The sequence below is a fragment of the Pseudophaeobacter flagellatus genome (assembly GCF_021228235.1).
Lineage (GTDB): Bacteria > Pseudomonadota > Alphaproteobacteria > Rhodobacterales > Rhodobacteraceae > Pseudophaeobacter > Pseudophaeobacter flagellatus.
Genome location: NZ_JAJQRG010000003.1, coordinates 101,981 through 124,309 on the forward strand (window position 1 = coordinate 101,981; position 22,329 = coordinate 124,309).

Below are 22,329 nucleotides of genomic sequence, written 5' to 3' on the forward strand. Positions count from 1 at the left end.
TGCCCCGCGTAGATATCGGCCGACCCCGCATCTAAGATCGGCCGGTATCTATGGCTGGGCCGCGTTGGCGGGCCTGGTCAGATCGCCAGATATTCTGCCCGCAGGTCGGCATTTTCCAGAACTTCGGCTGCTGTGCCATCAAAGACAATGCCACCAGTGTCGAGGATCACGGCCCGGTCTGCCAGCTCCAGCGCGCGCACGGCGTTCTGTTCCACCAGAATGGTGGTCATGCCCTGTTCCTTGACGTGCATGAGGGTCTTTTCGATCTCATCCACGATCACCGGGGCCAGGCCTTCATAGGGTTCATCCAGCAGCAGCACCTTGATGTCACGGGCCAGGGCACGGGCAATGGCCAGCATCTGCTGTTCGCCGCCCGACAGGGTGATGCCCTCCTGCTTGCGTCGCTCGCCCAGGCGCGGGAACAAATCATAGAGCCGTTCAATCGACCAGCCAATGGGGGGCGCGATCTGTGCCAGCTGCAGGTTTTCTTCCACTGTAAGGCCGGCAATGATGCGGCGATCTTCGGGCACCAGCCCCAGGCCGGCTGCTGCGGCTTCATGGCTTTCCATCAGGTGCAGCGGCTGGTGGTCCAGCCAGATTTCCCCCTGGGTCACCATGGGTGAGCCGGTGCGCGCGATAGAGCGCAGGGTCGAGGTCTTGCCCGCGCCGTTGCGCCCCAGCAGCGCCAGGATCTCGCCCTCATGGACGTTAAAGTTGATGCCCTGCACGATATAGCTTTCACCATAATAGGCATGCATATCCCAGACCGACAGAAAGGCCGGCGCGGTGGTTGCCGCATTGGCATTCTTGGAAAAGTCGGGTTTGACGTTCATCTGTCTTGTCCTTTCTTGCTCTGCACCGTCCTGACTGGCGTGATATTCTGTCAGAACGGGCAGGGAGTGTCCGTTCTTATGCCGACTCGCCGAGATAGGCTTCGCGTACCTTGGGGTTGCCACGGATGTTTTGCGGATCATCCTCGACCAGGGGGGTTCCCTGGGCCAGAACGGTGATCCGATCCGCGAGAGAGAACACCACATGCATGTCGTGTTCGATGATGGCGATTGTAATGTCGCGCTGTTCCTTGATCTCTTTCAGCAGATCAATGGTGTTATTGGTATCGGCGCGTGCCATACCGGCAGTGGGCTCATCCAACAGCAACAGACGGGGCTCTTGCGACAGGCACATGCCGATCTCAAGGCGTCGTTTGTCACCGCGCGACAGCGAAGCGGAATGCATATGCCGCTTGTCAGCCATGTTCATCTCAACCAGCATCTTTTCGGCCTTTTCCAGCACGTCAGTCTCACTGGGAACCGAGGTGATCGCATTCAAAGAGAAGGCACCATCACGTTTGGCAAAGCAGGGGATCAGCATGTTTTCCAACACTGTGAGATCGCCAAAGATCTCAGGCGTTTGAAAGACGCGGCTGATGCCCATCTGGTTGATCTCATAGGGTTTGCGTCCCAGCACCGACTGCCCGTCAAACATCACCGACCCGGTATCGGGGATCAGCTTGCCCACCAGGCAGTTGAGCAGAGTGGATTTACCCGCGCCATTGGGTCCGATAATGGCGTGGACGGTGTTTTCCTTGACGCTGAGGTTCACATCCCCCAGCGCCTGCAGGCCACCAAAGCGTTTGCCGACGTTTTTGACTTCAAGAATTCCCATCAATCCGTCTCCTTATTCCGCAGGGTTTTTTGTGGCAGAGGTGGAGTCGTCTTTGTTCTTGCGACCCTTCACCCATTTGGCGATGCGTTGACCACCTTCGACCAGACCTCCGGGGAGGAAGACCACAACCAGCATGAACATGATACCCAGAGTCAGATGCCAGCCTTTGCCGATGAAAGGATGCACGATGAAGACGACAAAATCTTCCAGCCCGTCGGGCATAAAGGCGAACCAGTTATGCAACACGGTGTCATTAATCTTGGAGAAGATGTTCTCAAAGTATTTGATGAAACCAGCGCCCAGAACCGGACCAATAAGCGTGCCCGCACCGCCGAGGATAGTCATCAGAACGACCTCGCCCGATGCGGTCCACTGCATGCGCTCCGCACCAGCCAGAGGATCCATCGAGGCCATCAGACCACCGGCCAGACCCGCATACATGCCGGAAATCACAAAGGCAGCAAGGGTGTAGGGTTTGGTGTTTAGGCCGGTATAGTTCATCCGCTGCTGGTTCGATTTCACCGCCCGCAGCATCATGCCAAAGGGCGAGCGGAAGATACGGATCGACAGGTAGAAAACGGCCAGCAGAACCAGCGCACAGAGGTAGTATCCGGCGTTGAACTGAAAAGCCCAGGGGCCAACAACCATTTCAAAGGTTGAACGCATTTCCAGACCAAACAGGCTGGTCACTGGGATGGAGCCATCTGCTGTGGCGGAAACACCCAGCACACGGGGGTCATCCAGTGTCAGCTGCAGACCGGTTTCACCATTGGTGATGGGCGTCAGAACCGAATAGGCCAGGTTAAAGGACATCTGCGCAAAGGCCAGTGTCAGGATCGAGAAGTAGATCCCTGACCGCCGCAGCGAGACAAAGCCAATGAGCAGCGCAAACAGCCCAGAGATCACCACCGCAAGCAGGATGGCAGGCACCACGTTCATGCTCAGCAGTTTGAACATCCAAACGGCAGAGTAGGAGCCGACACCCAGGAAGGCCGCGTGACCAAAGGAGAGATAGCCAGTGAGGCCAAAGAGAATATTGAAACCGATGGCAAAGATGCCAAAGATCACAAAGCGTTGCATCAGATCCGGGTAACCCGCATTGAACTGCGCCATGGCGCTGTCGGTGGGGAATGGATTGAGGATGAAGGGAGCACAAAGCGTCAGTACAGCGACGACCAGGAGCATCCGCGTGTCTTTTTTATCAAGTCCGAACATGTGTTATTCCTCCATCACGCCTTTGCGGCCCATGAGACCCCGCGGACGGGTGAGCAGAATAATAATCGCGACGACATAGATGATGATTTGGTCGATACCGGGAAGGATGGATTTGATCTCGTTCATCGAGGCAAAGGCCTCAAGAATACCCAGCATGAAGCCGGCCAGAACGGCACCGGGCAGCGAACCCATACCGCCAACAACCACAACCACAAAGCTCAGCACCAGAAAGTCCATGCCCATATGGTAGTTGGGCGAATTGATCGGGGTATACATCACCCCGGCAAGCCCGGCGACGGCAGCAGCAATGCCAAACATTATGGTAAAGCGACGGTCGATATTGATGCCCAGCAGGCCAACGGTTTCACGATCTGCCATGCCGGCGCGCACAACCATCCCAAAAGTGGTGAACTGCAGGAAGGAGAAGATACCGCCGATGATGACAACCGAGAAGAAGAAGTAGACGATACGCCAGACTGGATAGACAATATCCATGCCAAACAGCGCGCCGACATTTGCAACGCCGCTCAACGCCTCGGGAGAGGCGGTTTGGATCGGGTTGGCACCATAGAAGTATTTGATCACTTCCTGCAACACGATGGCGAGGCCAAAGGTCACCAGGATCTGATCCGCATGTTCGCGCTTGTAGAAATGCTTGATCAAGCCGCGTTCCATGACAAAACCGATGAAGATCATGATCGGGATGGCAAAGATAATGGCGATGGGCACTGCCCAGTCTATTATGGCCCCCCCCATTTCGGGGCCGAACCAACTTTCCACATAGGATGTCTTTACTTTCAGTGCGTTGCCGAGGAAATCCTTTTGGGTTTCGTCGACCACCTCATAGCTGAGGTTAAGGATACGCTGCACGGTGACGGCGCAGAAGGCACCAATCATGAACAGGGCGCCATGCGCAAAGTTCACCACGCCCAGCGTGCCAAAAATCAGTGTCAGGCCCAGCGCGATCAGCGCATAGGCAGAGCCTTTGTCCAGCCCGTTTAATATTTGCAATAGGATTGCGTCCATAGTCCCCACCCTTGGGTTCTTCGATGTGGAAGTGGTGGATCCTGACCCTGCGAGGCCTCATGCTTCGCTTGCACGACATCAGGGCACGGAAAACCGTGTCACATGCAGCCGCGATGTCAGAATAAATTTAAACTGCCGGGCGCAAGGTGCGCCCGGCAAAAGTGCAGTGGATCAGGCGCCCGGGTTACAGCTGCCCAGCGCACCGCCCGCAAACATCGGGTGATCCGCAGGATAGGTAACCTGCGCAGCCGGGGTCACTTCAACCACTTCGAGAAGGTCGAAATCGGAGGTTGGGTTTTCTTTCCCGCGCACAACCAGAACGTCTTTGAAGCACTGGTGGTCTTCGGCGCGATAAAGCGTCTTGCCATTGCCCAGACCGTCGAATTCAAAGCCTTCCAGGGCTTCGGCAACGGCGCAGGGGTTGAACGAACCTGCGCGTGAAACGGCATCTGCATAGAGCATGGTCTGGCAATAAACAGTGTGTGCCGCCTGGCTGGGTGGGAAACCGTATTTGGTGCCGAAGGAGCGTACAAAGGCCTGGCTGCCTTCGTCCTGCAGCGACCAGTGCCAGTTGGTGGAGCCATGGATGCCTTTAACGTTGGCGCCGGCACCTTTGGCCATCAGGCGCGAATAGAGCGGAACAACGATTTCGAAGTTCTTACCATTCACAACCTTCTCACGCAGGCCAAACTGAACAGCGTTGGTCAGCGAGTTCACCATGTTCCCGCCGTAGTGGTTCAGAACCAGAACATCCGCGCCAGAGTTCAGAACTGGGGCGATATAGGAAGAGAAGTCTGTGGCAGCCAGTGGCGTACGCACTTTTTCAACCGTGTTCCAGCCCAGGGCTTCGGTCGCGGCCGCGATGCTTTCTTCCTGGGTCCAGCCCCAGGTGTAGTCTGCGGTTAGATGATAGGCGTTGCGGTCGGTGCCATAGAGGTTCTTAAGCACTGGCGCCAGCGCCGCCGCTGACATGTAACCGTTAAAGAAGTGACGGAAGCCATTGGCTTTCTTGTCTTTGCCAGTGGTGTCGTTGGAATGTGTCAGGCCAGCCATGAAGATAACGCCAGCTTCCTGGCACAGGCCCTGAACGGCGATTGCCACACCGGAGGATGAGCCACCGGTGATCATCACGGCACCGTCTTTTTCGATCATCGACTTGGCCGAGGCCCGTGCCGCATCAGATTTTGTCTGGGTGTCGCCAGTAACGAATTTGACTTCCTTGCCCAGGATGCCATTGCCCTGCAACTCTTTGGACGAGAAGGTGTTCATCATACCGCCGTCGCCGGCACCATTCAGGTGTTCAACCGCCAGCCGATAGGCGCGCAGCTCATCCGCGCCCTCATCCGCGTAGGGGCCGGTCTGTGGAACGTTAAAGCCCAGGGTTACCGAACTTCCGGTGGGGTCATTGGTGAAAGCAGCTGCGGAAGACGCAGTGAAAATTGTTGGAAGCGCAAGGCCAGTGCCTGCAAGAGCACCTGTCTTCAGGACTCCGCGACGCGAGAAATCTGACTTGGACATTTAATCCTCCCTTATGTGTAAAACGCCGGGCAGCTCCTCACTTCTGCGCAACGTCTGCACGATTTGTGCAAAATCAGTATGCGAGCCTGTTGTAAAATTGCGCAATAAAACCCTTGAATTGATGGTCTATTCTGTAAACAAATGCACAGTATGCCGGTGTGTTCTGTAAATTTTCTTATATTGCAGCGCAGAAAGCCGTTGAAAAGGTGTGATTTTGACAGGGAGCCCCAAATGGCGCGTGACACGCTGACAGGCAGCCGTATTCGGGAACGTCGTTTGATCCTGGGTATTCGCCAAGCAGAGTTGGCCCGCAAAGCTGGCATCTCGGCCTCTTATCTCAATCTGATCGAACATAACCGACGTAGAATCGGCGGTAAACTGCTGGTGGATCTGGCGCAGGTGCTGGGGGTGGAACCCTCGATGCTGAGCGAAGGTGCCGAGGCGGCGCTGATTTCCGCCCTGCGCGAGGCGGCGGCGGATGCGGGCACCCCGGTGGCAGAGCTGGACCGCGCGGATGAGTTCGCCGGGCGCTTTCCGGGCTGGGCTGAAGTGTTGGCCAGCAATAACCTGCGGATTGCGCGGCTGGAACGCACGGTTGAAACCCTGTCGGATCGGCTGACCCATGACCCGCATCTAGCCGCCTCGCTGCACGAGGTGTTGTCAACGGCAGCGGCCATTCGCTCTACTGCGTCGATCCTAGCCGAAACCGGAGAGCTAGAGGCCGAATGGCGTGATCGGTTCCACAAAAACCTGAATGAAGATTCATTGCGATTGGCCGAAAGCAGCCGGGCCCTGGTGAATTTCCTCGATGAAAGCGACAGCAGTGCCGAACGGCGCGGGGTGCCACAGGAAGAGGCAGAAGAATTCTTGCTGGCCCATGGCTATCATTTCCCCGAACTGGAAGCGGGGCGCAGTGATCCGGCCAGCGTGGTGGCGGCGGCACCGCAGTTGGTCAGCGAGTCCTCGCGGGTGATCGCCCGCCGGGTGCTGGAGCAATATCAACGCGATGCGCAGAAAATGCCGCTGCAGGCGGTGACCAAGCTGATCGAGGCCGAGGGGCTGGATGCCTCTGCTCTGGGGCGTCACTTTGGGGTGAAACTGCCGGTGGTGCTCCGACGTCTTGGGGTATTGCCAAGCGAGGTGCTGGGGCAGGAGGCAGGGCTTGTGATCTGCGATGCCTCGGGGTCTTTGTTGTTTCGCAAGCCGGTGGCGGGATTTGCCCTGCCGCGCTTTGGTGCCTCTTGTCCGCTATGGCCGCTTTATACCGCGTTGCAGCGGCCAGATGTGCCGCTGCGCCGCAATGTGGTGCAACAGGGCCGCAGCGCGTTGGGGTTTGAATGCCTGGCCGTGGCCTGGGACCATGTTCCTGGTTCCTTTGACCGTGATCCGCTCTATCATGCGGTGATGCTGATCCTGCCGCGGCGCGAAGTCCCACCGGATGCGCAGGCGGTGGGGGGCAGCTGCCGTATCTGCCCGCGCCAAACCTGTGATGCCCGACGTGAACCTTCGATCCTGAAGGAAGAGTTTTGACAGGCGCCAGTCGGCGCGGCTAGTCTGCCTTGGGAAAAGAACGCGGTTTTGACGGGGGCTGCCCGAAGAACCTGCCGTGCCAGCCCCCGAGTGGAGGGTCGGCACGGGAAAAGGAGCGGGCAAAACCGCCTGAAACAGCCGCGCTGGGAGGAATATCTGCCAATGAGCAGGCATGTAGTTTTAATTGAAGACGAGCCAAATATTGCAGAGGCAATCCGATTTTTGTTAAGCCGCGATGGCTGGCAGGTGGATGTCCATGGCGAAGGCAGCACAGCGGTAGAGGTGATCAGGGCGGCGCAGCCGGATCTGGTGATTCTGGACCTGATGTTGCCGGGTAAAAGCGGCCTGGAAGTCATATCCGAACTGCGCGCGGTTGCGGAATTGAAGCCGCTGCCAGTGCTTATGCTGACCGCGCGTGGCCAGTTAAAAGATCGCGAGATGGCGGAAAAGGCGGGAGTTACTCGCTTTATGACCAAACCCTTTTCCAATTCCGAGGTGCTGACAGCGGTGCGGGATTTGTATGCGCAGGCCTATCAGACAGCACCTGACCTTGGCGCGGCGTCCTGAATGCGCGGTGATGGGGCAGGGCATCAGGGAGAGCCAAAAACCCCCTTTGTAGAGCGGCGCACCTATCGCCGCCGCCGGTTGATGGATATTGCCCGGCTCTTGCCGATTCTGGGCGCGCTGCTGTTTGCGGTGCCGCTGATGTGGCCAAACCCGGATCCCTATCCGGCCCCGGACACCCATGGCGGCATGTCGACCTCGGTGGCAATCATTTATATCTTTGTGGTCTGGGCTGGGCTGATCGCCGTCAGCTTTGCTTTTGGCGTGGCGGTACGGCTCTGGGCTGGGCACTGGACCGAGGGTGGCCCCCTGGATGAACAGCCCTGATGGCCTCGCTCAACCTATTGGCGCTGGTCTGCCTGAGCTATGTGGCCTTGCTGTTTTTTGTCGCCTTTCTGGCAGATCGCCGGGCAGCGCGCGGGCAGGCTGCCGCCTGGATCCGCTCGCCGTTGATCTACACCCTGTCGCTATCGATTTATTGCACCGCCTGGACCTTTTACGGCGCGGTGGGCTACGCGGCGCGCTCGGGGTTGGAGTTTCTGACAATCTATCTGGGCCCAACCCTGGTCATGGTCGGCTGGTGGTGGGGGCTGCGCAAGCTGGTAAGGGTGGGGCGCAGCCAGCGGGTCACCTCCATCGCGGACCTGTTGTCGGCGCGCTACGGAAAGTCCAACGCATTGGCGATTGGTGTCACGCTGCTGGCGGTGATTGGCATCACGCCGTATATTTCACTGCAATTACAATCTATTACCCTGTCATTCTCAATTTTTTCAGAGGCCGACCCGCTGCGCAGTTATCATGAAACTACCACGGTGTTCTGGGTGACGGCGGGGCTGGCGGTCTTTGCCATTCTGTTTGGCACGCGAAACCTCAATGCAAACGAACGCCACCACGGGGTGGTAACCGCCATCGCGCTTGAGGCTGTGGTGAAACTGGTGGCGCTTTTGGCGGTGGGGGTCTTTGTGGTCTGGGGCCTGTCGGATGGCATCAGCCATACCATGTCGCGGATAGATGCTTCGCGCATTGGCGACTGGCGGGTGGATGGTGGTCGCTGGGCGACGATTACCTTTTTGTCGGCTGCCGCCTTTGTCTGTCTGCCGCGGATGTTTCAGGTCATGGTTGTCGAAAACGAGGACGAGCGTCACCTGAGGGTCGCGGCCTGGGCCTTTCCGCTCTACCTGCTGTTGATTTCGATGTTTGTGGTGCCGATTGCCGCCGTCGGGCTAGAACTGCTGCCGGCCGGTTCCAACCCGGATCTTTTTGTGCTGACGGTGCCGTTGTCACAGGGGCAGCAGGGGTTGGCAATGCTGTCTTTTCTGGGGGGATTTTCCTCGGCTACATCCATGGTGATCGTGGCGGCGATGGCGCTGTCGACCATGGTGTCGAACCATATCGTTATGCCGATCTGGCTGTATATGCAGGGGGCGGCGGGGGCGTCGGTTTCGGGGGATGTGCGTAATGTTGTGCTGTTTGCCCGGCGTATTTCGATCGCGGTGATTCTGGCGCTTGGGTATTTCTACTATAAGCTGTCTGGCGGTGGCGCGACGCTGGCGGCGGTGGGCTTGATCTCTTTCGCCGGGATTTCGCAGATGCTGCCGGCCCTTGTTGGGGGGCTGTTCTGGCGCGGTGCAACCCGAAGTGGCGCGCTTGCCGGGCTGTCGGTGGGGTTTGGCCTCTGGATCTATACCATGCTTTTGCCTGCGCTTGGCGGTGGGCTGCTGCCGGATCATATTCTGGCCAATGGCCTGTTTGGCCTGTCCTGGCTGCGCCCGCAGGCCCTGTTTGGTATTGAAGGGATTGATCCCACGGTACATGCGGTGCTCTGGTCTATGATCCTGAATGCGGTGGTCTTTTGTCTGGTGTCGCTGCTGACGTTTCCCAGCCCGATAGAGCGGCTGCAGGGGGCCCAGTTTGTCAATGTTTTTGAACATTCCTCTGGCCCGCGCGGCTGGACGGGGTCGGTGGCCCAGAGCGAAGACCTGATGGTGATGTCGCAGCGCATCCTTGGCGCAGAGGAGGCCCAGGCCTTTTTCCAGCGCGAATTAACGCGTCAGGGCGGACATGGGCCGCTGCCGGACCCGACCCCCGCCTTTCTTGAGCAGCTAGAGCGCGAACTGGGGGCCTCTATCGGGGCGGCGGCAGCGCATGCGATGATCGGACAGATTGTTGGTGGCTCTTCGGTTTCGGTGCAGGATCTGCTTGCGGTTGCGGATGAGACGGCACAGATGTTGGAGTATTCCAATCAGTTGGAGGCACAATCGGAGCAATTGTCACGTACTGCCCTACAGCTGCGCGAATCCAACGAAAAACTGACACAGATTTCGCAGCAAAAGGATGCCTTCCTCAGCCAGGTGAGCCATGAGCTGCGCACGCCGATGACCTCTATCCGGGCGTTTTCTGAAATTCTGCGCGACCACGGTGCCCTGCCGTCGGCGGATAAGAACCGTTATGCCAGCATCATCCACGACGAAGCCCTGCGGCTGACGCGCCTGTTGAACGATCTGCTGGATCTGAGCGTGCTGGAAAGTGGCCAGGTCAGTTTGAACATGTCGGCCGGACGTCTTGATGCGGTGATGGATCATGCGGTATCCACGGCGCTGGCCGGCACTGGCACCACCATGATGGTTACACGCACCCCCGAAAGCGAAGCGGTGCAGATCACTTCTGATCTGGATCGGCTGGCGCAGGTCTTTATCAACCTGATTGCCAATGCGCAGAAATACTGCGATGCAGAAACGCCCGAACTGACCATTTCCGTCACCTACCAGCAGGATCAGGTTTGGATTGATTTCATCGACAATGGCAGTGGTGTTCCAGTGGATTACCAGCAGTTGATTTTTGAGAAATTCTCGCGTGTTAGCCCAGAGCGAGCAGGCGGAGCCGGGCTGGGATTGGCAATTTGCCGTGAAATTATGCAGCGCCTTGGCGGGGATATTTTCTACCTGGCCGAACGAAGCGGCGGTGGCTTCAGAATTTCGCTGCCAAATGTCCGTAAAATCCCGACAACGGGGGAGGAATAAAGGTCTTGGTAACGAAGCCGCACTAAAACACTTAAAAGGGAGCGTCGAACGTGCGGGTTGATGACTAATGTCTGAAGCAGAAAAACAACAAGCCAAGAGTGGCGCGACGGGTGGTCTCGCCCGGAAACTTGCGGCGTCCAAGGAAGGGTCCCAGGGCCAGAATGCTTCCTTTACGCTCAAGGCTTTGCGCCGGTCTCTTGCGCGCGCGGCTTCAGAACAATGCGACCTGCCGCTGGCGGTGCTGGCAGCACGCCAATGCAACCGCCCCCCCGAAGATTTGGTCGAATCGCTGTCCGACAAGGACCTTCTGGTGGTGCTGGATGGCCCCAATGGGCGCATCGGGGCGGCGACGATGGATACGGCCCTGGTGACTGCGCTGATTCAGAAACAGACCATTGGCCAGATCATGGGCAAGGCACCTTCGCAGCGCAACTATACCCCGACAGATGCGGCCATGACCGCAGAGTTCCTGGAAAAATCCTTTGGTAAGGTGCATGCCCTGCTAGAGGGGCAGCGGGACCAGTTGATTTTCTCTGGCTATCGTTACGGCGCGCAGATTGAAGATGTGCGCTCGCTTGTTCTGGGGATGGACGCTGAAAACTATCGTCTGATCACGTTGAATGTGGATTTGGCGATTGGTGCCATGCAGGGGGTTTTGAAGCTGATCCTGCCGGAACCCACACCCGAGGAACTGGGCATGAATGGCACGGCTGCAGGACCGTCTTTGGCCAGCGGCATGAATTCGATGCGGGCAGAGCTCTCGGCCATCTTATGTAAGGTGCGGGTGCCTTTGAACGAATTTTCTGCCCTCAAGGTGGGCGAGGTCCTGCCACTGGATCAGGCCTTTTTGTATGAAACCGATATGATTGGCATTGGCGGCCAGTCGATTGCCAAGGGACGTTTGGGGCAGCTGAACGGTGCGCGTGCCGTGCGGCTCAGTATTACGCATAGGTCTTCGACGCCAGAGCAGCCTGACACGGACGATGATTTTGCCAGCCCGCTTGGCCATAGCGCGCCAGTCGCGGCTTTGCCGATGATGGAAGACCAACCGCCGGTGCTGGACCTTGGGATCGCGGCGCAGGGACTGCAGGATCCGCTGGATGAGGGCATGGGCTTTGGCGGAGGCGGCCTTGGTATGGGCGGCGATCTTGACCCGGCTGGCCTGGGGGGGGATGATCTGGGTGATTTCGGGGCGGGCCTTGGTGGCGCGCTGGACATGGGCGGCGACATGGGGGGCGATTTCGACCCGGCTGGCCTTGGCGGGGATCTGGGATCTGGTCTCGATATGGGTGCGGCCCCGATGGGGGGGCTTGCCGATCTGGGCGATGGCATGGATGCGTTCAATCCGGATGATGCAGCAGCAGAGATTTCAAAGCTGGCCGGGTTGGAAAACGACGCAAACCCTGGCATGTAATACAACCCCTAAAGCCTGTCGCGTTCATTTGCATGCATGTGACTGGCTTTTCTTATTTGATTTTGCATGTTTTAGAGGTTTAAAACCGGCCCCCATTTTTCGGAACATGCCCTAGGATCTTTGGCTGCTTGATCGCATTCTTATCGGATGAAGTTTCGCGGTTAATGTGCTGATATATGGATGATAAGAAGCCCAGCCGCGATATGCGGGCTGGGCTTTTTTAGGGGGCCGAGCCTGGCATTCAGTCTGAACAGCACGCTCTTGCTGGTCGCAAAGCTGGGGTCAGCTATTGGCAATGGCTTCCAGTGCGGGGCGTAATCCGGCCAGATCATAGCCAGCGGCACTGGTTTTGCCCAAGATCTCATCCGGGCTCATATCGGCGGCGACGCCCAGCGACCAGACCACCGAACAGCGGGTGCCAGATGCGCAATAGGCCAGCACCGGGCCTGGGCTTGCCTCGTAGAAGGCCCGCTGCTTGGCGACATTTTCCGGCGTCATGGTCTGATGGGTCAGCGGCAGCGCGTGAAAGGTCAAACCGGCAGCTTCGGCGGCGGCCTGGATTGCCGCAGCCTGATGGCTTGGCGGGACTTCGGCATCAGGGCGATTACAAATCACCGTCTTATAGCCCTCGGCAAGGATTGCGGGCATGTCTTCGACCGAAATTTGCGGCGAGACGGCGTAGCGGGGGGTGATCACTCGTGCATCCATGGCGGTTGTCTACCCCTTTGTTGCAAGCCAGTCTAGCTGTCGGCCGACAAAGGGGGCTACTGCCATACCCAAGATCATCGCCCCGAGGAATATCAGCCCGCCCGTGCCGTTATAGCTGAGCGAGGCAATCGCCGGTCCGGGGCACAGGCCGGCCAGGCCCCAGCCGATGCCAAACAGCACAGATCCGGTGATCAGCCGATGGTCCATTTCGGGACGGGGCGGGGCTGGAAAGCTGCCCCCCACCAGTGGGCGGCGGCCTGTGGTCAGGCGCCAGGCAATAAACATGGGCACGATGGCGCCCCCCATGACAAAGGCAAGGGTCGGATCCCAATCGCCAAACACATCCAGCCAGCCCTGAACCTTGGTGGTGTCGGTCATACCAGAGAACAAAAGCCCGGTGCCGAACAGCCCACCAGACAGCAATGCAAGAAACAAGCGCTGCATTAGATCATCCCCCAGAGGTGACGGAACAGGACCAGGGTAATCCCGCCGGCCAGAATGTAAAAGACAGTGGCCACCAACCCGCGCAGAGACAGGCGTGAAATGCCGCAGACCCCATGCCCCGACGTGCAGCCATTGGCAATGCGGGTGCCGGTCCCCACAAGCAGACCCGCAATGACGATCACCCAGATATTACTGGTCAGATGGGTGCTGGGTGCATCACTTAACAGTGGCTGCAGCAGCAGTGGCAGCGCCACCACCCCAAGCAGAAAGACCAGGCGCTCTGCTGCGGTGCTGCGGCCTGATCCATCGACCAGCCCGCCAATGATGCCACTTGCCCCCATAATGCGGCCATTGCCCAGCAGGAACACCGCCCCGCCCAACCCGATAAGGCCGCCACCGACAAGCCCCCAGATCCAATCCATTTCCATTTTCCGTGATCCTTTTTTCATTGTGATACAGGTCGACCGCCACCACACTGCAGACCCGGTACGGGCTTGTTTGGGCGGGATCTGTGGCGGTGCCAGGGCGCGACTCCGTCAGAGCTTGTTGACAGGTAGTTTCAGGAAGATATCGCCTTCCTCATCCGGCTCTGGCATTTGGCCTGCGCGCATATTGACTTGCAGCGACGGCAAAATCAGCCGGGGCATGCCAAGGGTCGCATCGCGGGCATCACGCATCGCGGTAAAGTCTTCCAGCGGGCGGCCTTCGCCGATATGCACGTTCAGCGCTTTTTGTTCTGCGACCGTGGTTTCCCAGGCGTAGTCATCGCGCCCCGGGGCCTTGTAGTCGTGGCCGACAAAAATGCGGGTTTCATCCGGCAGCGCCAGGATCTTTTGAATCGACCAGTACAGCGCCTCGGAAGAGCCACCGGGGAAATCGCAGCGCGCCGTGCCAAAATCGGGCATGAAGAGGGTATCCCCCACAAAGGCGGCATCGCCAATCACATAGGTCAGGCAGGCAGGGGTATGCCCCGGCGTGTGCAGGACTTCGCCGCGCAGCTGGCCAATCATAATTGTGTCACCCTCTTTGAACAGCGCATCAAATTGGCTGCCGTCACGTTGAAAGGCGGTACCTTCATTGAAAACTTTACCAAAGGTGTCTTGGATCAGGGTGATATTGGCGCCGATGCCAATCTTGCCGCCCAGGTGATCCTGCAGATAGGGCGCGGCAGACAGGTGGTCGGCGTGGACATGGCTTTCCAAGATCCATTCACAGCGCAGGTCGTTGGCCCGGATGTAGCTGATGATCTCATCCGCTGATGCGGTATCCGTGCGCCCAGCGGCATGATCGAAATCCAGCACGGAATCGACAACGGCACAGGCCGCCCCGGCGGGATCGCGCACAACATAAGAGACGGTATTAGTGGCCTCGTCGAAAAAGGCTTTGACGATGGGGTTCATTTCTCAGCACTCCATTTTTTACTAATGTATATGGAAAATGGAATGTGTTGCAAGCACTGAGATGGCATAGATGATAAAAAACCCTGCCCCCGGCAAAAGGCGGGGCAGGGCAGCGGGCGTATTTCAACAGGGAAGTACAGACGGCAAGGGGCGGCAATGCGCCGCGATTGATCCCGATAGGCGGGCTAGCCCAGAAAGATGCCAAGCATAACCAGCATCAGCCCAAGCACTGACAGAAACAGCGCGCCTAGATTGTAGGGCAGGACGCGTTGCACAACGGCGCGCAATGCGTCGTCATCCTTGGTTTTTCTGCGGGCTTTGATCACATATAAAATGCAGCCGATCAGGCCAATCAACCCCGCAACCGAGAGGGTCGCACCGACCCAGACGATGATATCAAACATAAGACCGGCTCCTGCGGTAAGTGTACCGGGATGCGAGTAGCGGATTGACGCCTGCGGCACAAGAGATCCTGTCCTGTGCAGCGATGGGGGCGTCACCGCTGGCAGAGCCAGAGAAATATGCAGGGCGAGATATCGCAGGCCATTGTTTTCCAGTCTTGCGATAGGGCGCCTCTGCGGCTATCCCCTTGCCCCAAACCTATCACATGACAGCAGTGAAATGCCTGTCGTCAAAGGCCAGAGCAGCAGGAGCCGAACATGGAAATGACCGAAGACGAAAAAAGTGAAAACTACCGCGTAACAGCCGGAGAACTCCGCCAGTTCATCGAGCGTTTTGAACGGCTGGATGCCGAAAAGAAAGACATCGCGGAACAGCAAAAAGAAGTCATGGCCGAAGCAAAGTCGCGCGGCTACGACACCAAGGTGATCCGCAAGGTGATTGCCCTGCGCAAGCGTGACCAGGATGATATCGCCGAAGAAGAAGCGGTGCTGGAAATGTACAAAGAAGCGCTGGGGATGTCCTGATCCCGAGAGGCATGCCGCGCTTTCGCGGCATGCTCTGAGGGCCGCCCTGCAGCGCTTCATATAGAGAGCGGTGGGCCTTCATGGCAGAGGACATAGGCGCAGCTAATATCCCATGATCAGGGCTGCCATTTTTCCGGGCTGGCGTGCTTGGCGCGATATAGCACGTGCAAGTGCCCCCCCCCCCATATTTGGTTCGGCAAGTGCGCCGCTCTTGCGGCTATTGAGGGCGAAGCGATACACGACATAGAAATGATGGGAGCGTATTGGCTTGCCATGAGTATTGCACTTGCACATGGGGTTGCCAAAAGCTGCGTCAACGACAATTTAGTCAATTCTCAAGCAAAATAGAGATCGACGTCAAGCATTAGGGCTTTCCCATCCTATTCCCATCGGTGGAGAAAACCTGAAAACGGGGGGGTGCTTTCTCAATTCTTTCGGAAGGGTACTAAATCTGCCGAATGATATGAATTTTTCAACCTCGGTGGGCTTGATTTTGATGACGTTGAAGCGCTCTTCTGCGAAAATTTTCAGTCTAGAGGCAACGATGTGATTGTGTCCGACGAAGTCTTGTACGCGTCTCTACGAGAGTTCGGCGATGAATTTTTATTTCGACACTTTGATGAGGTGCAGATATATTTCGTTCTACGCCCCAAGCTATCTTTGGATAGAATCTAGCTTCGTTCAGAATGTGAAGCCTTTGCCGAAATGCAAAGTCAGATTCCCTTGGAGGACCTTCTGCCAGACTTATCGGCGACAGTGGAAAAACCATCTACATTCTTAGAGGTGCGAGAGGGTGAAGACTATAAGAGGCTGAGAGATGCCTTGGAAGATCTACACGGGCTTAATATATAACGGCGCCTTATCGGACGATATCGGGGAGGACAGACGGCCCGAGATTTTCGGAGGTCTGGGGCCACGATCAAGCATATGGCTGGGAGGTGGATTTGCCGTCATTCTGCAGCGCGGGTGCTATATAGTAGCTGCTCTGCGTTGTCCTGCGTCACGGAACTTGTAAGGGGCCTTCTTGAGCCATGCCAGCGGCACTATCGGTTGCGGTTGTGAAGCTGCGGCGGTCTTTGTTCCTGTCTTGTCTTGAAAAAATGCTTCATGGTTATAAATTTTAAGCTTGAAATAAGTGGCCTGCTGCCCGATATTGCGGCGATAGGCACAGTCCTGACCAGAGACTATTATTGATTGAATAAAGGAGAGCCCATGCCTGCCATTTCTGTACATCCCGAAGGATGGAAACCGGCCAAGGGTTATGCCAATGGCATGGTCGCCGAGGGTAAGTTGCTCTTTGTTGGCGGCCAAATCGGCTGGACCGCGGATCAAGTCTTCGAAGAGCAGGGCTTCATCGGACAAATGCGCCAGGCGCTGCGCAATATCTTGGATGTGGTCGAAGCGGCTGGCGGCGAGGCCAGCGATATCACCCGGCTAACATGGTATGTCACAGACAAGGTGGAATACCTGGCTCATCAGGGAGAGGTTGGGCAGGCCTACCGCGCGGTCATGGGCTACCATTTCCCGGCGATGACCATGGTTGTGGTTTCTGCTCTGGTAGAAGATGAAGCCAAGATCGAGATCGAGGCAACAGCCGTTTTGCCGCAGGGCTAGGCCCGCATTATTGCGCAGCCTTCGCGCCCTGAAAGAGCGGTGGAACCTAAGACTAGGCCGGTGGGAAATCCTACCGGCCTTTTGCTATTTCGCTCCAATTTTGCGTGGCGGCCTAGCGCAAAATGGCGCCTATTCGGGGCAAACTCTGGCAGGACTGCTGGCCCGCGCCCGCCTGTATCAGCAAATTTCCACCAAAGCCCAAGATTTGAGCGTTTGTGTTTTTCTATATTTTTCAAAATATTGGGCTGAACCTTTGATGTGACGTCTCGACTTTTTTGCACATTCAAAAATTTTACCAGTTGATAAAAAATGAAACTGTGGCAGTCTTTGAGTTGTATAAAAACAAAGTCAGGGAGACACCCAATGGCGAGTAGCCATCAGGCATCAGGTATCCATGCAGGGCGGTTGGCCGCTGCAGAGATCGCCGACAACTTTGGGGATCTGCACCCCGCGTATGACCCGCATGAAGCCGCAGTGGCGGCGGATCGTTGCTATTTCTGCTATGATGCGCCCTGCATGACCGCATGCCCCACCAGCATCGACATTCCGCAGTTCATCCGTGAGATCCAGGCCGGTCACCCGGCCTCTGCTGCCAAGACAATTCTGGAGCAGAATATCCTGGGCGGCATGTGCGCAAGGGTCTGTCCGACAGAAACGCTCTGTGAAGAGGCCTGCGTACGCGAAGCCGCCGAAGGCAAGCCGGTCGAGATTGGCCGCCTGCAGCGCTATGCGACAGATGTCATCATGGAAAAAGCCAGCCATCCCTTTAGCCGTGCCGCCAGCACTGGCAAGCGCGTTGCAGTTGTCGGCGCGGGGCCTGCGGGTCTGTCTGCGGCGCACCGGCTGGCGATGCTGGGCCATGATGTGGTCATCTATGACGCCAAGGCCAAGGCCGGCGGGCTGAACGAATTTGGCATCGCCGCCTATAAATCCACCGAAGATTTTGCCGCCCGCGAGGTCGACTGGCTGCTGCAGATTGGCGGCATCACCGTCGAATATGGCAAGAAGCTGGGCACCGATCTGACGCTGGAGGCGCTGAAAGGCGATTTCGACGCTGTCTTCCTGTCGATTGGTCTGGCCGGGGTCAATGCCCTGCGCGCGGAAGGCGAAGACCTGAGCGGCGTACGTGATGCCGTTGATTTCATTGAAGAGCTGCGCCAGGCGGAGGATCTGACCAAACTGCCTGTTGGCCGCAATGTTGTGGTCATCGGTGGCGGCATGACAGCTGTTGATGCGGCCGTGCAGTCAAAACTGTTGGGCGCCGAAAACGTGACCATCGCCTATCGCCGCGACCGTGACGCCATGGGCGCCAGCCGGTTTGAGCAGGATCTGGCGGCCTCCAAGGGGGTTACCTTGATGTTCAATGTGATGCCCAAGGCCATTCATGGCAGCGGGGCCGCTGCCGAGATCGAGCTGGAATATACCGAGATCGAAGATGGCCGCGTGCGCGGCACCGGTGAAACCACGCGCCTGGCCGCAGAACAGGTCTACAAAGCCATCGGTCAGAGCCTGGAAGGCCAGCCCGACGCGGTAGAGCTGGAGGGCGGCAAGATCATGGTGGATGCCACAGGCCGGACCTCGGTTGCGCTGGTCTGGGCCGGGGGCGACTGCGCCTCGGGTGGCGAAGACCTCACTGTGACCGCCGTGGCCGAAGGCCGCGACGCCGCTATGGATATTCATTCCAGCCTGATGGGCTGAGCAAGCCGGGGTCGCTGCCCGGCGGTGATCCCACGCGAGCATGAAAAGGAACAGACAAATGGCTGATCTGACAACAGAATTCTTAGGTATCAAATCCCCCAATCCGTTCTGGCTGGCCTCGGCGCCACCCACGGATAAGGAATATAACGTGCGCCGTGCTTTTGAAGCAGGCTGGGGCGGTGTGGTCTGGAAGACCCTCGGCTCCGAAGGCCCCCCTGTGGTCAACGTCAACGGGCCCCGCTATGGCGCGATCTTTGGCGCCGACCGTCGGCTGTTGGGGTTGAACAACATCGAGCTGATCACTGACCGCTCGCTGGAGATCAACCTTGAGGAAATCACCCGCGTCAAGAAGGACTATCCGGACCGCGCGGTGATCGTCTCTATCATGGTGCCCTGCGAAGAGGAAGCCTGGAAGGCGATCCTGCCCAAGGTTGAGGCCACCGGTGCCGATGGGATCGAGCTGAACTTTGGCTGCCCGCACGGCATGGCCGAACGCGGCATGGGTGCGGCTGTGGGACAAGTGCCGGAATACATCCAGATGGTGACCGAATGGTGCAAGAAGTACTATTCCAAGCCTGTCATTGTAAAACTGACGCCAAACATCACTGATGTGCGCTTCCCGGCGCGGGCTGCCAAGGCCGGTGGCGGTGACGCTGTCAGCCTGATCAACACCATCAATTCAATCGTCTCGGTAGATCTGGACCAGATGGCTCCCGAGCCCACCGTTGGCGGTAAGGGCACCCACGGTGGATATTGTGGCCCTGCGGTAAAACCAATTGCGATGAATATGGTAGCTGAAATCTCGCGCTGCCCAGAGACGCATGATCTGCCGATCTCGGCCATTGGCGGTGTCACCACCTGGAAAGATGCTGCCGAATTCATGGCGCTGGGGGCGGGCAACGTGCAGGTCTGTACCGCCGCGATGACCTATGGGTTCAACGTGGTGAAAGAGATGATTTCCGGCCTGTCCAACTGGATGGATGAAAAGGGCTATACCTCGACCCAGGACTTCATCGGCATGGCGGTTCCAAATGTCACCGACTGGCAGTATCTGGATCTGAACTTCATCGCCAAGGCCAAGATCAACCAGGAAGACTGCATCAGCTGTGGCCGTTGTTTTGCCGCTTGCGAAGACACGTCGCACCAGGCCATCGAGATGAGCGCCGACCGGGTCTTTACCGTGAAGGATGACGAATGTGTTGCCTGTAATCTTTGTGTGAATGTCTGCCCAATCGAGGGCTGCATCACCATGGAAGAGGTGCCCGCAGGTCAGCTGGATGAACGCACCGGCAAGGTGGTGTCTGGCGAATATGCCAACTGGACAACCCACCCCAACAACCCATCGGCAACGGCGGCAGAATAGTCCAGACCACATGCGGTTGGGCAAATCAAAAGGGGGCAGCGCCGCGGCACTGCCCCCTTTTCTGTGGCGATGCCGCGCCGTTACTTCTCGGTTAATCGAAATTAACTTTTTGGCGTAAGCATCCGGCGATAAAGCGTGTCTAGGAACTCTGGTGCTGCGTCAAACGGATCTTCATCCCCCATCAACATACGCACCTGCACGTCAAAATCAGCATAGTGCTGGGTCAGCGCCCAGATTGAAAACACCAGGTGTTTGGGATGGGTCTGGTTGATCTTGCCCGCCGCCATCCAGCCTGCCAGGACCTGCTCCTTTTCCTCCAGCAGATCGCGTAGATCCCGCGAGAGCGCATCCAGCATTCGCGGCGCGCCCTGCACGATTTCATTGGCAAACAGGCGACTTTCGCGCGGGAAATCCCGGCTCATCTGCAGCTTGCGTTGTACATAGGCCAGGATTTCTTCCATTGGGTCGCCCTGCGCATTGATTTCGCGCATCGGATCCAGCCAGGTATCCAGCAACTCTGACAACAGGGCGGTGAACATCGCCTCTTTTGAGGGGAAATAATACAGCAGATTTGGCTTTGACAGCCCCGCCTGCGTGGCAATCTGGTCGACGGTCGCGCCGCGAAATCCATGTGCCGAGAAGACCTCGAGCGCGGCTTCCAGAATGGCGGCGCGATTCTTTTTCTGGATGCGGGTGGGTGATCGGTCCTTGGGCATAGTGGATAAGCGATCCTTACTGGGCGAAGCGGGGCTGGCGGCGCCCGCAATTTGCGCATTGCCCCATTTTTACGGGGATATAAGAGCCAAAGTGACTCAATTTCTTGACTGGTGGCTTCCCCGTGATAGCGTGAGTTTGACCAGTTGGTCAAATCCATCCCGATGGAGAGAGGCCAACGTTTCAAAGCCACCAATTGGTGCCAAGCCAAGAATAACCCGCAAGATCAGCGGGGGGAACAGGAAGGAAGCTGCGATGACGTCTTTGGGACAGAATCTGAAAATCAACGGTGATCGGCTCTGGGAGAGCCTGATGGAGATGGCCAAGATCGGTCCCGGTGTCGCAGGGGGCAACAATCGCCAAACCTTGACCGATGAAGATGCCGAAGGGCGCGCGCTGTTCCAGAAGTGGTGCGAAGAGGCTGGCTGCACCATGGGGCTGGATCAGATGGGCAATATGTTTGCCCGTCGCGAAGGCACCGACCCGGATGCGCTGCCGGTCTATGTGGGCTCGCACTTGGATACCCAGCCAACCGGCGGCAAATACGATGGTGTTCTGGGGGTTCTGGCCGGGCTGGAGCTGATCCGCTCGCTCAATGATATGGGCATCAAGACCAAACATCCCATCGTGGCGACCAACTTTACTAACGAGGAAGGCACCCGTTATGCGCCGGCCATGCTGTCGTCGGGCGTCTTTGCCGGCATTCACACCCAGGACTGGGCCTATGACCGGGTTGACGCCGAGGGCAAGTCATTTGGCGATGAGCTGAAGCGCATTGGCTGGCGCGGCGACGAAGAGGTGGGCGCCCGCAAAATGCATGCTTTCTTTGAACTGCACATCGAGCAGGGTCCGATTCTAGAGGCCGAAGGCAAGGATATTGGCGTGGTCACCCATGGCCAGGGCCTGAGCTGGACCCAGGTCACCATCACCGGCAAAGACGCTCATACCGGATCAACCCCGATGCCAATGCGCCGCAACGCAGGGCTCGCCATGGCGCGGGTGCTGGAAGCGGTGGATGAAATCGCCTGGTCGCATGCGCCAAGTGCGGTGGGGGCGGCGGGCCATATCGACGTCTATCCAAACTCGCGCAATGTGATCCCCGGCAAGGTGGTCTTTACCGTTGATTTCCGCTCGCCCAATCTGGAAGTGATCGAGGATATGGAGCTGCGCCTGCGCGAAGAGGGCAAGGACATCGTTGAAGCCCTTGATATGCAGATAGAATTTGAAAAAGTCGGCGGCTTTGACCCGGTGAAGTTCGACGAGACCTGCGTCACAGCAGTGCGTAGCGCGGCAGAGCGCCTGGGCTATTCGCATCTGGATATCATTTCGGGTGCGGGTCATGATGCCTGCTGGATCAACCGGGTTGCGCCAACTGCGATGATCATGTGCCCCTGTGTTGATGGTTTGAGCCACAATGAGGCGGAAGAGATCAGCAAGGATTGGGCCGAGGCTGGCGGCAATGTATTGTTCCACGCAGTTGTTGAGACGGCTGAGATCGTTTCCTGATACC

At 57.7% G+C, this 22,329-nt stretch carries 21 protein-coding genes; 10 read left to right on the forward strand and 11 right to left on the reverse strand.

Features of this window, described 5'->3' with window-relative positions; genetic code table 11:
• Window positions 1-77: 77 nt before the first annotated feature.
• The 5 genes from LRK71_RS06910 to LRK71_RS06930 all read right to left on the reverse strand — a co-directional run bounded on the left by LRK71_RS06910 (window position 78) and on the right by LRK71_RS06930 (window position 5,424).
• Complete coding sequence (locus tag LRK71_RS06910) at window positions 78-833, reverse strand: ABC transporter ATP-binding protein (RefSeq protein ID WP_232402112.1); 756 nt, start codon at window positions 831-833, stop codon at window positions 78-80.
• 76 nt (window positions 834-909) lie between these two features.
• Window positions 910-1,665, reverse strand: coding sequence for an ABC transporter ATP-binding protein (locus LRK71_RS06915; protein ID WP_232402113.1), 756 nt, complete (start codon window positions 1,663-1,665; stop codon window positions 910-912).
• 12 nt (window positions 1,666-1,677) lie between these two features.
• Window positions 1,678-2,880, reverse strand: coding sequence for a branched-chain amino acid ABC transporter permease (locus LRK71_RS06920; RefSeq protein WP_232402114.1), 1,203 nt, complete (start codon window positions 2,878-2,880; stop codon window positions 1,678-1,680).
• 3 nt (window positions 2,881-2,883) lie between these two features.
• Window positions 2,884-3,906, reverse strand: coding sequence for a branched-chain amino acid ABC transporter permease (locus LRK71_RS06925; RefSeq protein ID WP_232402115.1), 1,023 nt, complete (start codon window positions 3,904-3,906; stop codon window positions 2,884-2,886).
• Between the two features lie 171 nt (window positions 3,907-4,077).
• Complete coding sequence (locus LRK71_RS06930) at window positions 4,078-5,424, reverse strand: substrate-binding protein (RefSeq protein ID WP_232402116.1); 1,347 nt, start codon at window positions 5,422-5,424, stop codon at window positions 4,078-4,080.
• 231 nt (window positions 5,425-5,655) lie between these two features.
• Here LRK71_RS06930 and LRK71_RS06935 point away from each other — a divergent pair, with 231 nt between their 5' ends.
• The 5 genes from LRK71_RS06935 to LRK71_RS06955 all read left to right on the forward strand — a co-directional run bounded on the left by LRK71_RS06935 (window position 5,656) and on the right by LRK71_RS06955 (window position 11,952).
• Window positions 5,656-6,954, forward strand: coding sequence for a helix-turn-helix domain-containing protein (locus LRK71_RS06935; protein WP_232402117.1), 1,299 nt, complete (start codon window positions 5,656-5,658; stop codon window positions 6,952-6,954).
• Between the two features lie 162 nt (window positions 6,955-7,116).
• Window positions 7,117-7,521 carry a response regulator transcription factor gene (locus LRK71_RS06940; RefSeq protein ID WP_232402118.1) on the forward strand — a complete coding sequence of 135 codons (405 nt, stop codon included), beginning with the start codon at window positions 7,117-7,119 and terminating at the stop codon, window positions 7,519-7,521.
• A complete protein-coding gene (locus LRK71_RS06945; RefSeq protein ID WP_232402120.1) occupies window positions 7,522-7,845 on the forward strand; it encodes a hypothetical protein in 324 nt (107 codons plus the stop codon).
• Complete coding sequence (locus tag LRK71_RS06950; protein ID WP_232402122.1) at window positions 7,845-10,538, forward strand: sensor histidine kinase; 2,694 nt, start codon at window positions 7,845-7,847, stop codon at window positions 10,536-10,538. Before LRK71_RS06945 ends, LRK71_RS06950 begins: the two co-directional genes overlap by 1 nt.
• Window positions 10,539-10,605: 67 nt before the next feature.
• Window positions 10,606-11,952, forward strand: coding sequence for a FliM/FliN family flagellar motor switch protein (locus LRK71_RS06955; protein ID WP_232402123.1), 1,347 nt, complete (start codon window positions 10,606-10,608; stop codon window positions 11,950-11,952).
• A gap of 282 nt (window positions 11,953-12,234) precedes the next feature.
• Here LRK71_RS06955 and LRK71_RS06960 read toward each other — a convergent pair whose 3' ends face one another.
• The 5 genes from LRK71_RS06960 to LRK71_RS06980 form a co-directional block, all read right to left on the reverse strand.
• Entirely contained in the window at window positions 12,235-12,660 is a 426-nt protein-coding gene (locus LRK71_RS06960) for a protein tyrosine phosphatase family protein (protein ID WP_232402126.1), read from the reverse strand.
• 9 nt (window positions 12,661-12,669) lie between these two features.
• Entirely contained in the window at window positions 12,670-13,104 is a 435-nt protein-coding gene (locus tag LRK71_RS06965; RefSeq protein ID WP_232402128.1) for a DUF6691 family protein, read from the reverse strand.
• On the reverse strand, window positions 13,104-13,532 hold the full coding sequence (locus tag LRK71_RS06970) for a YeeE/YedE family protein (protein WP_232402129.1): 429 nt from the start codon (window positions 13,530-13,532) through the stop codon (window positions 13,104-13,106). The genes LRK71_RS06965 and LRK71_RS06970 overlap by 1 nt, the downstream gene beginning before the upstream one ends.
• A gap of 108 nt (window positions 13,533-13,640) precedes the next feature.
• Window positions 13,641-14,504 carry an MBL fold metallo-hydrolase gene (locus LRK71_RS06975; RefSeq protein ID WP_232402131.1) on the reverse strand — a complete coding sequence of 288 codons (864 nt, stop codon included), beginning with the start codon at window positions 14,502-14,504 and terminating at the stop codon, window positions 13,641-13,643.
• 185 nt (window positions 14,505-14,689) lie between these two features.
• Window positions 14,690-14,908, reverse strand: coding sequence for a hypothetical protein (locus tag LRK71_RS06980; protein ID WP_232402134.1), 219 nt, complete (start codon window positions 14,906-14,908; stop codon window positions 14,690-14,692).
• A 255-nt stretch (window positions 14,909-15,163) separates the two neighbouring features.
• Between LRK71_RS06980 and LRK71_RS06985 the strand changes: the two genes are divergently transcribed.
• The 4 genes from LRK71_RS06985 (at window position 15,164) to preA (ending at window position 20,105) form a co-directional block, all read left to right on the forward strand.
• Window positions 15,164-15,430, forward strand: a complete 267-nt coding sequence (locus LRK71_RS06985; protein WP_232402136.1) for a DUF2312 domain-containing protein — start codon at window positions 15,164-15,166, stop codon at window positions 15,428-15,430.
• Window positions 15,431-16,642: 1,212 nt separating this feature from the next.
• A complete protein-coding gene (locus tag LRK71_RS06990; protein ID WP_232402138.1) occupies window positions 16,643-17,044 on the forward strand; it encodes a RidA family protein in 402 nt (133 codons plus the stop codon).
• A 363-nt stretch (window positions 17,045-17,407) separates the two neighbouring features.
• The gene (locus tag LRK71_RS06995; protein WP_232402139.1) at window positions 17,408-18,742 is read left to right on the forward strand and encodes an NAD(P)-dependent oxidoreductase; all 1,335 of its coding nucleotides are present in this window, start codon (window positions 17,408-17,410) and stop codon (window positions 18,740-18,742) included.
• 58 nt (window positions 18,743-18,800) lie between these two features.
• A complete protein-coding gene (gene preA / locus LRK71_RS07000) occupies window positions 18,801-20,105 on the forward strand; it encodes an NAD-dependent dihydropyrimidine dehydrogenase subunit PreA (protein WP_232402142.1) in 1,305 nt (434 codons plus the stop codon).
• A gap of 101 nt (window positions 20,106-20,206) precedes the next feature.
• On the opposite strand, the gene LRK71_RS07005 is transcribed toward preA, so the two are convergent.
• On the reverse strand, window positions 20,207-20,821 hold the full coding sequence (locus LRK71_RS07005) for a TetR family transcriptional regulator C-terminal domain-containing protein (RefSeq protein ID WP_232402144.1): 615 nt from the start codon (window positions 20,819-20,821) through the stop codon (window positions 20,207-20,209).
• 253 nt (window positions 20,822-21,074) lie between these two features.
• On the opposite strand from LRK71_RS07005, the gene LRK71_RS07010 reads away from it, so the two are divergent.
• Window positions 21,075-22,325 (forward strand): Zn-dependent hydrolase, encoded by a 1,251-nt coding sequence (locus LRK71_RS07010; protein ID WP_232402146.1) that lies wholly within the window; start codon window positions 21,075-21,077, stop codon window positions 22,323-22,325.
• Window positions 22,326-22,329 lie beyond the last annotated feature (4 nt).